Annotated in this window: 8 protein-coding genes; all 8 read right to left on the bottom strand. The window is 42.0% G+C overall.

The features are described 5' to 3' along the window. Positions 1–75 precede the first annotated feature (75 nt). The 8 genes from PARC_RS01335 to rpoB all read right to left on the bottom strand — a co-directional run bounded on the left by PARC_RS01335 (position 76) and on the right by rpoB (position 15,663). Positions 76–1,011, bottom strand: a complete 936-nt coding sequence (locus PARC_RS01335; protein WP_010555431.1) for a PDDEXK family nuclease — start codon at positions 1,009–1,011, stop codon at positions 76–78. Positions 1,012–1,034: 23 nt separating this feature from the next. Then, entirely contained in the window at positions 1,035–1,958 is a 924-nt protein-coding gene (locus tag PARC_RS01330; RefSeq protein ID WP_010555430.1) for a restriction endonuclease, read from the bottom strand. Positions 1,959–2,831: 873 nt separating this feature from the next. Beyond that, on the bottom strand, positions 2,832–4,016 hold the full coding sequence (gene tuf, locus PARC_RS01325; RefSeq protein ID WP_024589451.1) for an elongation factor Tu: 1,185 nt from the start codon (positions 4,014–4,016) through the stop codon (positions 2,832–2,834). 62 nt (positions 4,017–4,078) lie between these two features. Beyond that, entirely contained in the window at positions 4,079–6,193 is a 2,115-nt protein-coding gene (gene fusA / locus PARC_RS01320) for an elongation factor G (RefSeq protein ID WP_007580132.1), read from the bottom strand. A gap of 27 nt (positions 6,194–6,220) precedes the next feature. Then, the gene (gene rpsG / locus PARC_RS01315; RefSeq protein WP_010555004.1) at positions 6,221–6,691 is read right to left on the bottom strand and encodes a 30S ribosomal protein S7; all 471 of its coding nucleotides are present in this window, start codon (positions 6,689–6,691) and stop codon (positions 6,221–6,223) included. A 97-nt stretch (positions 6,692–6,788) separates the two neighbouring features. Next, on the bottom strand, positions 6,789–7,163 hold the full coding sequence (rpsL, locus tag PARC_RS01310) for a 30S ribosomal protein S12 (protein WP_002958885.1): 375 nt from the start codon (positions 7,161–7,163) through the stop codon (positions 6,789–6,791). Positions 7,164–7,357: 194 nt separating this feature from the next. Then, positions 7,358–11,533: a DNA-directed RNA polymerase subunit beta' gene (rpoC, locus tag PARC_RS01305; RefSeq protein WP_007580130.1), complete on the bottom strand. Its 4,176-nt coding sequence runs from the start codon at positions 11,531–11,533 to the stop codon at positions 7,358–7,360. A 104-nt stretch (positions 11,534–11,637) separates the two neighbouring features. Beyond that, entirely contained in the window at positions 11,638–15,663 is a 4,026-nt protein-coding gene (rpoB, locus tag PARC_RS01300) for a DNA-directed RNA polymerase subunit beta (RefSeq protein ID WP_007580127.1), read from the bottom strand. Positions 15,664–15,782: the final 119 nt, after the last annotated feature.

Here is a 15,782-nt window from a genome sequence, read left to right as displayed (position 1 = left end):
TTTCTCTACTTAATCATTTTTTTTGAATTAACATCTACTTTGTCAATGATTTGCTAGCTAACAGCTCTCAGGGTTTTAGCCTACAGTACTTACAAGCCATTCAATTAATCCTGCATTTACTGATAAATCAGCAAGTTTTTCAGCGTCCCACACCTGAATTGAATTATTCTTATCCATTGAATTAATATGATCGCTTAGCTTTTTATCTGGTGTGTGGGTCACATAAAAAGCTCTATCGTAACCCTCTATATTTAATCGCTCTTCATACTCTTTATATAAACTTAGGTTACTTTGTGATTTCACCTGAACAATGGCACGTTCTCCGGTAACTGGCGCCAAGAGTTCTATATCTAGTGTTTTTATTGTGTTACCCGCAGAGCCAACTCTTGACCACCCCGATGAACGAAATATCAAATCGACAAACACTTCAAAATCTTGCGGTGACAACAACTGGATAATCTTTTCGAGTGAGAGCTTAAGTGATACTAAATTTGTCTCTACATTTTTAACATCAGGGTGTTGAGTATTGTTGATTTTATTAAGCAGGTACTCTTTTTCTTTAACATCACAAATTGTACCTCTGAAGCCTTGTACTTTAGTTAACTTGCCACTTAGAGCTTGTATGAAAAGTGAATTATTCTGACTATCTACACTGCGCCAACCACCAACTGTTTTACGTGATTTTGTTCTACTGCTCTCATCAAGCAGAACTTCTTCTTCAGCAAAGCAGTACCACAATTTACAGTCGTAAAATGTAATCCACATTGTTGTTTTAGGCTCGGTGTAAAACTTTTTAATTTGATTTCGATGGCTTGTTGTTGAAGCTTTGTTTGTATTGTATTCCATAGCTACAAACTCACTAACTTTATCCCAATTATTACTTAGACATAACTCATGAGGAATTTGCTTGTAATCTAACTTTATTGTACCTTCTTTTTCAATGCACTCACGCTCGTAATCACCTTTTGAACCAAGCTTTATAAATAATACAGCTTCAGCTTTAATCGTCATTTTAAAATCCTTTTATATTGGGTTTAATCTTCAATAAAGTAATCGCTATCAAGCGCTTTTACTTCAAATACCTGTTTGGTGCTAACGCCTAAATTATGGGTAAGCATTAACTCTGTCAGTTGTTTACCATCTACAAGCACTATGCGCTTTTCAATTAAGCCTACATATTCCAGTGCATCTTTACTAAAGCCGCTGGTGGTGATGAATACGCCCTTTTTAGCGCGGTGCATATCAAGCGCACCCGCAAAGGCTTGTATGTCTGGTCTACCCACTGTTTTATTGGTGTAGCGCTTAGCCTGTAAATATATCATTTCGAGGCCGAGTTTATCTTCTTTTATTACGCCATCAATGCCACCGTCTTGAGTATATTGCGTGGCTTGCCCTGCATCTTTACGTGAGCCGCCATACCCCATAGCTAGCATTAAATCGACTACAAGGTTTTCAAAAAACGCAGGGGAGGCCGAAAGCACTGCCTGTAATATTTCATCGCTTAAGTTAGTGTTGAGTGTATCTACTGCGGCTTCTATAAGCTCTTCTGGTGTTTTGTGTGAGTTGCTATTTACTAAGCTGGTGGTGTTTTCGTCTAGTGAGTCGCTAGTATCTTTAGTACGGGTTTTAAAGTCTAAAAACTCAGGGTATTGGCTTAAGTACTGGTTATTGATTAGTTCGCCCGCTGCTAATGCTGATAAACCTTTTTGCGTAATTTTACAAAAGGCTCTTTTAGGCTGCTCAATTAAACCGGCTTTAACAAGGTAAGTTTTAGCCCAACTTAAGCGGTGGTAGGCATAAGTTTGTTTGCCGCTAGGAATACGCAGTTTAAGCTGCTCTACTGATAAGCCTATGCTTTGATAAACGTTTGCTTCAATCTCTTTGAGCTTTACTGTTTCGCCGTTAGCTAAGCATTGCAGTAATGGGGTCATGAATGATTGGTAATCTGGTAACGACATACTATTCCCTGCCAAGCCGTATTAATTAGTTACTATACAGCTAATCCATTGTTCTTATTAATTGAGATAATATACAAATTAAGATTATGGGGCAAAGGTTATGTAATGAACATATGTCTCATATCGACACACTTTATGTTGAGTAGTGAAGAGAACTAACTTATATTATTCACAAGAGCACTAACTAATAACATTAGATTCTGATTGTAAGTTTTACTACGTAGCTCAGTTTCTCTTAATTTATACTTATACAAATATTTAAGTAAAAGATTAAATCACAAACCAAGTGGTTACCATAGCGGTTACCAAAAGCAAAAAGCAGGTAGCAAGAACAAGCCAAGTTATTGATAAATATAAAGTTAAATAAACAACTCTATGTTCAAATTCAAAATATTGAATAGTTTTCAGCCAATTATGACATATTCATAACTTATCGAAACCCGGGCTAGGCTCGGGTTTTTTATTAATACCAATAATATTTTGAATGTTGTTACCAAGCATCTTCGTCTAATGTGAGGTTCTCACCTCCAAATCACTCTTTATTTTAGTCATTAAAAAGCCCGACTAAGCTCGGGCTTTTTGGTAACAATTAGCTAGGCTAATAATTACGCTTTGAACGTTACTACAACACACCTACGCCTAAAGTAAGAGCGCTACCCTCATATGACACTTTATTATAGACATTAAAAAGCCCGAGACTAAGCTCGGGCTTTTTGGTAACAATTAGCTAGGCTGATAATTACACTTTGGACGTTACTACAACGCACCTACGCCTAAAGTAAGAGCGCCACTTTCATATGACACTTTATTCTAGACATTAAAAAGCCCGAGACTAAGCTCGGGCTTTTTGGTAACAATTAGCTAGGCTAATAATTACGCTACGATAGTTGCTACAACACCAGCACCTACAGTACGACCACCTTCACGGATAGCAAAACGAAGACCTTCATCCATCGCGATTGGTGCGATTAGAGTTACTGTCATCTTGATGTTATCACCAGGCATTACCATTTCTACGCCATCTGGTAACTGTACGTCACCAGTTACGTCAGTTGTACGGAAGTAGAACTGTGGACGGTAACCTTTGAAGAATGGAGTATGACGACCACCTTCATCTTTCGAAAGTACGTATACTTCTGAAGTGAATGTAGTATGTGGGTTGATTGAACCAGGCTTAGCTAGTACTTGACCACGTTCAACGTCTTCACGCTTAGTACCACGTAGAAGTGCGCCGATGTTTTCGCCAGCACGACCTTCGTCTAGAAGCTTACGGAACATTTCAACACCAGTACAAGTAGAACGAGTTGTATCATTGATACCAACAATTTCTACTTCGTCATTGATGCGGATGATACCAGCTTCAACACGACCAGTTACAACAGTACCACGACCCTGGATTGAGAAAACGTCTTCGATAGGCATGATGAATGGCTTATCGATGTCACGCTCTGGCTCTGGGATGTAAGTATCAAGTGCGTTTGCAAGCTCAACAATCTTATCTTCCCACTCTTTCTCGCCTTCTAACGCTTTAAGCGCAGAACCAGCAATTAGAGGTAAGTCATCACCTGGGAAATCGTATTCTGAAAGAAGTTCACGAACTTCCATTTCGACTAGTTCAAGTAGCTCTTCGTCATCTACCATGTCACATTTATTCATGAACACGATGATGTAAGGAACGCCAACTTGACGAGAAAGAAGGATGTGCTCACGCGTTTGTGGCATAGGGCCATCAGTCGCAGCAACTACTAAGATCGCGCCGTCCATTTGAGCAGCACCAGTGATCATGTTTTTGACATAATCGGCGTGACCAGGACAATCTACGTGTGCGTAGTGACGTGAAGGAGTATCGTATTCAACGTGAGACGTTGAAATAGTGATACCACGTTCGCGCTCTTCTGGAGCGTTGTCGATTGATGCGAAATCTTTAGCAACACCGCCGTATACTTTTGCAAGTACGTTAGTGATTGCTGCAGTTAGTGTAGTTTTACCGTGGTCAACGTGGCCGATTGTACCAACGTTTACGTGCGGTTTTACGCGTTCAAACTTTTCTTTTGCCATCTTAAAAAATTCCTAATAAAGAAATTAAAGCCTGACTCACTATTGAGCCAGACAAGCTAAAATTATATAACAGCGCGAGCTGAAATTATTGTATCTGCAACGTTTTTAGAGGCTTCAGCGTACTTCACAAACTCCATAGAGTATGAGGCACGGCCCTGTGTTGCAGATCGTAAAGCAGTCGCATAACCAAACATTTCAGAAAGAGGAACCTGCGCATTAATTTGCTTAAGTCCACCTAATGCATCTTCCATGCCTTCGATTATGCCGCGGCGACGGTTTAAGTCGCCAACTACATCACCCATATTTGAATCAGGAGTGAGTACTTCAACCTTCATTACTGGCTCTAGTAGTACAGGGTTAGCTTTAAGCGCCCCATCTCTCATTGCCAGTGAACCTGCTATTTTAAATGCCATTTCATTCGAATCTACATCATGGAATGAACCATCATATAAAGTCGCTTTAACGCCAAGTAATGGGTAGCCTGCCAGTACACCTTGAGACATTTGCTCTTGGATACCTTTGTCTACCGCAGGGACGAACTCTTTAGGAACAGAACCACCTACGGTTTCGTTAACGAACTCGTAAATTGGTGACTCATCATCCGTAATATCCATCGGTTCAAGTTTAATCCAAACGTGACCATATTGACCACGACCACCTGACTGACGTATAAACTTCCCTTCAACCTTAACAGTTGAACGAATAGCTTCTCGGTATGAGACCTGCGGCTTACCAACGTTACATTCAACACTGAATTCACGTTTCATACGGTCGACGATGATATCTAGGTGAAGTTCACCCATGCCAGAGATTATAACCTGGCCTGATTCTTCGTCAGTTTGTACTCGAAAAGAAGGGTCTTCAGCAGCTAGTTTACCCAGCGCGATACCCATCTTATCTTGGTCAGCTATAGTGCGAGGCTCAACCGCAATAGAGATTACTGGTTCAGGGAATTCCATACGCTCAAGCGTAATAATAGAATTCGGATCACACAGTGTTTCACCTGTTGTTACGTCTTTAAGACCAATAGCTGCCGCGATGTCGCCTGCGAAAACTTCTTTGATCTCTTCACGAGAGTTTGAATGCATCTGTACGATACGGCCAAGTCGCTCACGCTTACTTTTTACTGGATTATATACCGTGTCACCCTGTTTAACAGTACCAGAGTAAACACGGAAAAAGGTCAAGGTTCCAACAAACGGGTCTGTTGCAATCTTAAAAGCGAGTGCAGCAAACGGCGCTTTATCATTAGCTGGACGTTCTTCCTCAGTACCATTTTCTAGGATACCTTGGATTTGTTTCACTTGCTCTGGTGAAGGCATATATTCAACAACGCAATCAAGCACAGCTTGAACACCTTTGTTTTTAAATGCGCTACCACAAGTAACTGGAACAATCTCATTAGCTAATGTTCGTTGGCGTAAAGCATTTTTAATTTCTGCTTCACTTAACTCTTCACCTTCTAAGTATTTATCCATTAGTTCTTCTGTTGCTTCAGCAGCGCTTTCAACTAAGTGAGAGCGCCATTCTTCAGCTAATTCCAGAAGTTCTGCCGGTATTGCCTCATAAGAGAAAGTCATACCCTGGTCCGCTTCGTTCCAGTTAATCACTTTCATTTTTATAAGGTCAATAACACCTTTAAAGTCGTCCTCAGCGCCTACAGGCAACTGAATTGGAACAGGCGTTGCTCCAAGACGAGATTTCACCTGGCTAACCACAGCTAAGAAGTCAGCGCCCGTGCGATCCATTTTATTTACGAAGATCATTCTCGGAACTTCGTATTTGTTCGCTTGACGCCAAACTGTCTCAGTTTGCGGCTGTACACCAGATGAAGCACAAAGAACAACTACCGCACCATCTAATACGCGTAAAGAACGCTCTACTTCGATAGTGAAATCTACGTGTCCTGGAGTATCAATAATATTGATACGATGGGCGTCAAATTGAGCGTCCATCCCTTTCCAAAAACACGTTGTTGCAGCAGAAGTGATTGTGATACCACGCTCTTGTTCCTGCTCCATCCAATCCATAGTTGCAGCGCCATCATGTACTTCACCGATCTTATGAGAAAGACCCGTGTAGAACAGAACACGTTCTGTTGTGGTGGTTTTGCCTGCATCTACGTGAGCGACAATACCTATATTACGATAGCGCTCAAGTGGAGTTGTACGTGCCATATGATCCTCTTAAAGGTTAAAGACAGATTACCAACGGTAATGAGCGAATGCTTTATTCGCTTCAGCCATACGGTGAACGTCTTCACGTTTCTTAACCGCAGTGCCTTTATTATCAGAAGCGTCAACGATTTCTTGAGCTAAACGTAAGCCCATAGATTTTTCGCCACGCTTACGTGCAGCGTCTACTAACCAACGCATACCTAATGCGTTACGACGAACTGGACGTACTTCAACTGGTACTTGATAAGTTGAACCACCAACACGGCGAGATTTAACTTCTACCTGTGGGCGGATGTTATCAAGTGCAGTTTCAAAGATTTCTAGGTGCGACTTGCCTGATTTCTCAGCAGCCACGTCTAGCGCACCATAAACAATTTTTTCAGCAGTAGATTTCTTGCCGTCTAACATCACGATGTTAACGAATTTAGCAAGAAGTTCCGATCCGAACTTAGGATCTGGAAGAATTTTACGTTGACCGATTACGCGTCTTCTAGGCATTTTGTATCTCCGGTTTATTCAGGTTTGCTCTTTCGAGTCAATCACCCAAAACAATAATTATAAATATTTAGTGCTTGGCCTTACTAACGGAAAACAATTAGCCTTTAGGGCGTTTTGCACCGTATTTAGAACGAGCTTGACGACGATCGCTAACGCCTGCACAGTCAAGTGCACCACGAACAGTGTGAAAACGCACACCTGGTAAATCTTTAACACGACCACCACGGATTAGGATTACACTATGCTCTTGAAGGTTATGACCTTCACCGCCAATGTATGAAGTTACTTCGAAACCGTTAGTTAAACGTACACGTGCTACTTTACGTAACGCCGAGTTTGGTTTCTTAGGTGTAGTTGTATATACGCGAGTACATACACCGCGCTTTTGCGGACACGCTTTTAGTGCAGCTGAGTTACTTTTCGTAACCTTGCTACGGCGTGGCTTACGCACTAGCTGGTTAATAGTTGCCATTTAAATAGCTCCTGAAATTAAAATTACTACTGAAAAAAATAAAAAATCCGCCCTTTATTTACGAGCCTGCATTAAGCACACAAGTAAATGGGTGGCGGAATTTTAATGAGCAAAGTTTAACCTGTCAACCTAAACTAACCACAAGACAGCATATAACTGACTTGCGATCACTTAATCTATTGATTAAGAACAGTTTATTGATTTCCAGACAAATCAGCATTTAGAGCGTCTGTAAGTGCTTGAGTTGCCTCTTCTGCACTTACTGTTTGCTCTTCTACTACTACTTTGCTTTGTTTACGGCGAGCCATACGTTCTTGATGATACGCAAAACCGGTACCGGCTGGGATCAAACGACCCACAATTACGTTTTCTTTAAGACCGCGAAGCTCATCGCTCTTACCATTCACTGCCGCATCTGTAAGAACACGTGTTGTCTCTTGGAAAGACGCTGCAGAGATGAAAGATTCTGTTGCTAGTGATGCTTTTGTGATACCCATTAACTGGATTTCAAACTTAGCTGGTATCTTACCTTGTTTTTCAAGGTCACGGTTTGCGATATTAACGCGCGCCACTTCGATTTGCTCACCGGCTAAGAAGTCAGTATCACCGCCGTGCATAATGGTACATTTACGTAACATTTGACGGATAATTGTTTCAATGTGCTTGTCATTGATCTTAACGCCTTGCAAACGGTAAACCTCTTGCACTTCGTTAACGATATAGTTAGCAACATGAGTCACACCACGTAGGCGTAAGATGTCATGCGGTGATTCAGGACCATCGGCGATAACTTCACCTTTAGACACTTGCTCACCTTCAAACACGTTAAGTTGACGCCATTTAGGAATCATCTCTTCGTAATGATCACCTTCAGCTGGAGTAATAACTAAACGCTTCTTACCTTTAGTCTCTTTACCGAAGCTAATTGTACCAGTTACTTCAGCTAATATAGCTGGTTCTTTTGGCTTACGAGCTTCAAATAAGTCGGCTACGCGTGGTAGACCACCCGTGATATCACGAGTTTTCGAACCTTCTTGCGGAATACGTGCTAACACGTCACCTGGGTTTGCTGTAACGCCGTCAATAACTTCAATCGTCGTGAATGAAGGAAGACGTGTTTCTTGCAGACCGCGCTCTTCACTTTCGATGATAAGCTTTGGTTCTTTCGTATTTACTTTAGCAAGATCTTTTACAACTACACGGGTTAAACCAGTTAGCTCATCAGTCTGTGCTTCAGTATTTGAATCATCGATATCGCTGAACGATACTTTTGATTTATGCTCAAGAACGATTGGGTGACTATGCGGGTCCCAAGTAGCAACGATATCGTTACCTAGAACTTCAGCATTGTCTTGCACTGTTAATACCGCACCGTAAGGTACTTTATAACGCTCTTTCTCACGACCATGACTATCAATGATAGTAATTTCCGTAGAACGAGAGGTAATAACAATCTTACCGTCTGTGTTTAATACGTACTTAGAGTTATGAAGTTTTAATGTACCGTTAGTTTTAACTTGTACATTATTTTCTGCAGACGCTCTAGATGCCGCACCACCGATGTGGAAGGTACGCATTGTTAACTGTGTACCCGGCTCACCAATTGACTGTGCCGCGATAACACCCACTGATTCACCAGCGTTGATGATATGACCACGTGCTAGGTCACGACCATAACAGTTAGCACAAACACCAAAGTCATTATCACAAGTGATAACAGAACGTACACGAACTTCATCTACTGAATGCTCTTCTAAAAGATCACACAGTTTTTCGTCTAGCATGATATTACGTTCAACAAGCACTGTATTAGTACCTGGAATCACAATATCTTCAGCAACAACACGACCTAGAACACGTTCACGAAGTGCTTCTACAACATCACCACCTTCAATAAGCGGTTTCATTGTTAAGCCATCTTCTGTGCCACAGTCATCTTCATTGATTACCAAATCTTGTGCAACGTCTACTAGACGACGCGTTAGGTAACCCGAGTTTGCTGTTTTAAGTGCTGTATCGGCAAGACCTTTACGCGCACCATGCGTTGAGATGAAGTACTGAAGTACGTTTAGACCTTCACGGAAGTTAGCTGTGATTGGAGTCTCGATGATTGAACCATCTGGACGTGCCATTAGACCACGCATACCCGCCAACTGACGAATCTGTGCAGCACTACCACGAGCACCTGAGTCGGCCATCATAAACACTGAGTTAAATGACGGTTGCTCTACTTCTTCACCTTGTGCATTGATAACTGTGTCTTTCGACAAGTTAGACATCATCTCACGTGATAAGTTTTCGTTTACACGTGACCAGATATCGATAACTTTGTTGTACTTTTCACCAGCCGTTACAAGACCTGATTGGAATTGTTGGTTGATTTCAGTAACTTCAGCTTCAGCTGATTCAATTATCTGTGCTTTAACCGGTGGGATAACTAAGTCATCAATACCGATAGAAACACCTGACTTCATTGCATAATGGAAACCGGTGTACATAACTTGGTCAGCAAAGATAACTGTATCTTTAAGACCTAGACGACGGTAACACTCATTCAATAAGCCAGAAATCTGCTTTTTACCTAGCGGCTGGTTGATTGACGCAAACGGCATGCCTTTAGGTAAAATTAGAGACAGAATCGCACGACCAACAGTTGTATCGATAACAGTAATAGTATCTTCTACTACGCCGTCTTCGTTTTTAACTGATTGGCTAATACGTACTTTCACAATTGCGTGAAGGTCTGCATTGCCACTGCGGTATGCTTTTTCTGCTTCTTTTGGATCTTTAAATATCGCGCCTTCGCCTTTAGCGTTAATGCGGTCACGAGTCATGTAATAAAGACCCAATACAACATCCTGTGAAGGAACGATGATTGGCTCACCATTCGCAGGAGATAGAATGTTGTTTGTTGACATCATCAATGCACGAGCTTCAAGCTGCGCTTCGATTGTTAACGGTACGTGTACCGCCATTTGGTCACCATCGAAATCGGCGTTGTAAGCCGCACATACTAATGGATGCAAATGAATCGCTTTACCTTCGATAAGCACAGGCTCAAACGCTTGGATACCCAAACGGTGAAGTGTTGGTGCACGGTTAAGTAATACTGGATGTTCACGAATTACTTCGTCAAGTACATCCCATACTTCCGGAACTTCACGTTCAACCATCTTCTTAGCAGCTTTGATTGTCGTAGCCATGCCGCGACGTTCTAATTTGCCATAGATGAATGGTTTGAATAGCTCTAGTGCCATCTTCTTAGGAAGACCACATTGGTGAAGCTTAAGTGTAGGACCAACTGTGATTACAGAACGGCCTGAATAATCTACACGCTTACCAAGTAAGTTCTGACGGAAACGACCTTGCTTACCCTTGATCATATCAGCAAGAGATTTAAGAGGACGTTTGTTAGAACCTGTAATTGCACGACCACGACGACCGTTATCAAGTAGCGCATCTACCGCTTCTTGTAACATACGTTTTTCGTTACGTACAATAATGTCTGGTGCTGCTAAATCTAGTAGACGCTTAAGACGGTTATTACGGTTAATAACACGACGGTAAAGGTCATTTAGATCAGATGTCGCAAAACGACCACCGTCTAATGGTACTAATGGGCGTAGATCAGGTGGCAATACTGGAAGTACTGTCATGATCATCCACTCAGGGTTATTACCTGATTGGTGGAACGATTCCATTAACTTAAGACGTTTAGTGATTTTTTTACGCTTAGTTTCAGAGTTAATTGTTGGTAACTCTTCACGCATCTCAGCAATTAATTGAGCAAGATCAAGTTCACGAAGCAAGTCTAAAACTGCTTCAGCACCCATCTTAGCTTCAAACTCATCACCGTGCTCTTCTAGTGAATCTAAGTATTCTTCTTCACCTAATAACTGACCACGCTCAAGCGTTGTCATACCAGGTTCAGTTACTACGAATGATTCGAAGTAAAGAACACGTTCAATATCACGAAGCGTCATATCTAGCATTAAGCCAATACGTGACGGTAATGATTTTAAAAACCATATATGTGCAACTGGGCTCGCAAGGTCGATATGACCCATACGATCGCGTCGCACTTTAGTGAGTGTTACTTCAACGCCACACTTTTCACAGATCACACCACGGTGTTTAAGGCGTTTATATTTACCACATAAACACTCATAATCTTTCACTGGGCCGAAAATACGGGCACAGAATAAGCCATCGCGCTCAGGCTTGAAAGTACGGTAGTTAATAGTCTCAGGTTTCTTTACTTCACCGTATGACCATGAACGAACCATGTCTGGTGAAGCAAGACCAATGCGAATTGCATCGAATTCTTCGGTCTTATTTTGTTGCTTCAGAAACTTAAGTAAGTCTTTCACCTTAGCTCTCCTGTCGGAGTTAATCTTGAGGACGGATAATCTCGTCCCTACATTCTATTCAGCCGTAACAGATGCTGCAGCGTTAACTGCAGCATCTAATTGGCTTAATTTTCTTCCAACTCGATGTTGATACCCAGTGAGCGGATTTCTTTCAACAATACGTTGAACGATTCTGGCATACCTGGTTCCATTTTATGGTTACCATCAACGATGTTTTTATACATCTTAGTACGACCGTTCACGTCATCCGATTTCACTGTTAGCATTTCTTGTAGAGTGTAAGCAGCACCATAAGCTTCAAGTGCCCATACTTCCATCTCACCAAAACGCTGGCCACCGAACTGTGCTTTACCACCCAGCGGCTGCTGAGTAACAAGGCTGTAAGAACCAGTAGAACGTGCGTGCATCTTATCGTCAACCAAGTGGTTAAGTTTAAGCATGTACATGTAACCAACAGTTACTTGACGTTCAAACTGATCGCCAGTACGGCCATCATAAAGTGTAACCTGACCACTACGAGGATAGCCCGCAAGCTCAAGCATGTCTTTGATTTCGCTTTCTTTCGCGCCATCAAATGCAGGAGTAGCTATTGGTAAACCACCTTTTAAGTTTTCAGCTAGACGACGAATTTCGTCATCAGTGAAGCTAGCAATATCTACAACTTGGCGAGATTCGCCAATTTCGTATGCTTGCTTGATGAAGTCACGTAGCTCATGAAGCTCACGTTGCTCTTTCATCATCTCTTCAATACGTTCACCGATACCACGTGCAGCAAGACCCATATGTGTTTCAAGGATCTGACCGATGTTCATACGTGATGGTACACCTAGTGGATTCAATACGATATCTACCGTACGACCTTTGTCATCGTAAGGCATATCTTCTACTGGTACGATAGTCGAGATAACACCTTTGTTACCATGACGACCCGCCATTTTATCACCCGGTTGGATACGACGTTTAACAGCTAGGTATACTTTAACAATCTTAAGTACGCCTGGTGCTAAGTCATCACCTTGGGTAATTTTACGACGTTTGTTTTCAAACTTCTTATCGTATTCAGCTTTAAGTTCATCGTATTGTGCAGCAAGCTGCTCAAGCTCAGCTTGCTTGTCTTCTTCAGCAAGGCTTTGCGTAAGCACTTTTTCAGCATTTAGAGATGCAAGTTTATCTTCATCAAAACCAGCAGCTATAAGTAGCTTACGTGCACGGTCTAAAACGCCTGCTTCTAAAATACGGAACTCTTCGTTGAAGTCTTTCTTCGCTTCGCGAAGCTGCATGTCTTCAACTTCTAACGCGCGTTTATCTTTTTCAACACCATCACGGGTGAAAACTTGCACGTCAATTACAGTACCAGTTACAGAATTTGGTACACGTAAAGAGCTGTCTTTAACGTCAGACGCTTTTTCGCCGAAGATAGCACGCAGTAGCTTCTCTTCAGGTGTAAGCTGTGTCTCGCCTTTAGGAGTCACTTTACCTACTAGGATATCGCCGCCTTTAACTTCAGCACCAATATATACAACGCCTGATTCATCAAGCTTGCCTAGCGCAGACTCACCCACATTCGGGATATCTGCAGTGATCTCTTCTGGACCTAATTTAGTATCACGGGCAACACACTGTAGTTCTTGAATATGGATAGTCGTTAGACGATCTTCTTCAACTACGCGCTCTGATAACAAGATTGAATCTTCGAAGTTATAACCGTTCCATGGCATGAATGCCACGCGAAGGTTTTGACCAAGGGCTAAGTCACCTAAGTCAGTCGAAGGACCATCTGCTAACACGTCACCACGAGTAACCGGTTCGCCAACCATACAAGTTGGTTTTTGGTTAATACATGTATTTTGGTTTGAACGTGTGTATTTGGTTAAGTTGTAGATGTCGATGCCCGCTTCACCAGGAATGCGTTCTTCTTCATGTACATTTACAACGATGCGACTTGCGTCAGCATACATTACTTCACCACCACGTTTAGCAACGATAGTTACACCAGAATCTTTCGCTAGTGTTAACTCAATACCAGTACCTACTAACGGCTTATCCGCTTTCAATGTTGGTACTGCTTGACGTTGCATGTTTGAACCCATCAATGCACGGTTAGCATCATCGTGTTCTAAGAACGGGATAAGTGCTGCCGCTACAGAGATCACCTGTTGTGGTGATACATCCATATACTGCTGGTCCATGCGACCCATAAAGGTAGATTCACCTTTGTGACGACATGGGATAAGTTCATCAACAAACTCATTGGTTTCAGTTAAGTTTGAGTTCGCCTGTGCGATAACAAACTGACCTTCTTCAATGGCTGATAAATAATCAACTTCATCAGTTACAACACCGTCTACCACTTTGCGGTAAGGTGTTTCTAAGAAACCGTAGTCATTTGTACGTGCGTACGTAGACAACGAGTTAATTAGACCGATATTTGGACCCTCAGGAGTCTCGATTGGACATACGCGACCATAGTGAGTTACGTGAACGTCACGTACTTCAAAGCCTGCGCGTTCACGAGTTAGACCGCCCGGACCTAATGCAGAGATACGACGTTTATGCGTAACTTCTGATAGTGGGTTATTTTGGTCCATAAACTGTGATAACTGAGACGAGCCGAAGAACTCTTTAACAGCTGCCGAAATAGGCTTAGCGTTAATAAGATCTTGTGGCATTATCGCGTCAAGGTCACCTAAGCTTAAACGCTCACGTACAGCACGTTCAACACGTACTAGACCAACACGGAATTGGTTCTCAGCCATTTCGCCAACACTACGTATACGACGGTTGCCTAAGTGATCGATATCATCAACATCGCCTTGACCGTTACGAATAGCAATTAATACTTTCATAACAGACACGATGTCTTCTTTGCTTAATGTGCCAGGGCCTGTGTCTGTATCGTAACCAACACGGCTATTGAACTTCATACGACCTACAGTAGATAAGTCATAACGTTCTTCAGAGAAGAACAAGTTCTGGAATAAGGCTTCAGCCGCGTCTTTCGTCGGTGGCTCGCCTGGGCGCATCATGCGGTAAATTTCTACTAGTGCTTCTAAACGGCTGCTTGCAGAGTCAATGTTTAATGTATTTGACATGTAAGCACCGCTGTCCACTTCATTGATATATAACGTATCAATTTTAGTGTAACCGGCTTTAACCAATTCAGCCATTAGCTCTAGAGTTAGCTCGTCATTTGCATTTGCAATAACTTCACCAGTTGACTCATCAACATAGTTTTTAGCTACAATACGGCCAATGATGTACTCATGTGGTACTTCTAATTGCTTAATGCCTTTCTTTTCGATGCTCTTGATGTGGCGAGCCGTAACACGACGACCGCTTTCAACAAATACTTCACCGTCTTCGCTCTTGATATCAAAAGCGGCAGTTTCACCACGTAAACGCGAAGGTACAAGTTCCATAAGAACTTTACCATTCGTTACTTCAAACGTAGTGTTATCGAAGAACATATCTAGGATTTGTTCGCTAGAATACTCTAGTGCACGTAGGATGATAGACGCCGGTAATTTACGACGACGGTCAATACGTACATATAAGTTATCTTTTGCATCAAATTCGAAGTCTAACCATGAACCACGGTAAGGTATAACGCGTGCGTTATATAATACTTTACCCGATGAATGGGTTTTACCGCGGTCGTTATCAAAGAATACACCAGGGCTACGGTGTAGCTGAGAAACGATAACACGCTCTGTACCATTGATTACAAAAGTACCGGTATCTGTCATGAGCGGAATTTCGCCCATGTAAACTTCTTGCTCTTTAATGTCTTTAACTGTGCCTGGTGCTTCTTTGTCCATAACAACAAGACGCAGTTTCACGCGAAGTGGAGCAGAATAAGTCACACCGCGAATTTGACATTCTTTTACATCGAAAACTGGCTCACCAATACGGTAACTTACGTATTGAAGCTCAGAATTTCCCGAGTAGCTTTTAATAGGGAACACAGAACGGAAGGCAGCTTCCAAACCATGATCGCCATCAGCGTCCGGCACTAAGAATTTTTTAAACGATTCTAACTGTGTAGACAGTAAAAAAGGTATATCCAAAACTTGTGGACGTTTACCAAAATCCTTACGGATACGTTTCTTTTCAGAATAAGAGTAAGCCATGGGGTTCCTCAGCTTGCTGATCTTTGACCCGACCTGTTCTTGTAAGAACAGACTTAACTGGCAGCTATGCCAAGATTTTACAACATTTAACTGTTGTTCTAATTAGATCCCACTTTAAC

The sequence above is a fragment of the Pseudoalteromonas arctica A 37-1-2 genome, from assembly GCF_000238395.3.
In the GTDB taxonomy this organism is placed as follows: domain Bacteria; phylum Pseudomonadota; class Gammaproteobacteria; order Enterobacterales; family Alteromonadaceae; genus Pseudoalteromonas; species Pseudoalteromonas arctica.
The sequence above is the reverse complement of the archived record's forward strand: the minus strand, read 5'-3'. Positions and strand labels throughout refer to the sequence as shown.

What these genes read in the sequence shown, in the direction of transcription:
- PARC_RS01335 (WP_010555431.1), bottom strand. Translation starts at nt 1,011, where the DNA reads ATGACGATTAAAGCTGAAGCTGTATTATTTATAAAGCTTGGTTCAAAA.
- PARC_RS01330 (WP_010555430.1), bottom strand. Translation starts at nt 1,958, where the DNA reads ATGTCGTTACCAGATTACCAATCATTCATGACCCCATTACTGCAATGC.
- tuf (WP_024589451.1), bottom strand. Translation starts at nt 4,016, where the DNA reads ATGGCAAAAGAAAAGTTTGAACGCGTAAAACCGCACGTAAACGTTGGT.
- fusA (WP_007580132.1), bottom strand. Translation starts at nt 6,193, where the DNA reads ATGGCACGTACAACTCCACTTGAGCGCTATCGTAATATAGGTATTGTC.
- rpsG (WP_010555004.1), bottom strand. Translation starts at nt 6,691, where the DNA reads ATGCCTAGAAGACGCGTAATCGGTCAACGTAAAATTCTTCCAGATCCT.
- rpsL (WP_002958885.1), bottom strand. Translation starts at nt 7,163, where the DNA reads ATGGCAACTATTAACCAGCTAGTGCGTAAGCCACGCCGTAGCAAGGTT.
- rpoB (WP_007580127.1), bottom strand. Translation starts at nt 15,663, where the DNA reads ATGGCTTACTCTTATTCTGAAAAGAAACGTATCCGTAAGGATTTTGGT.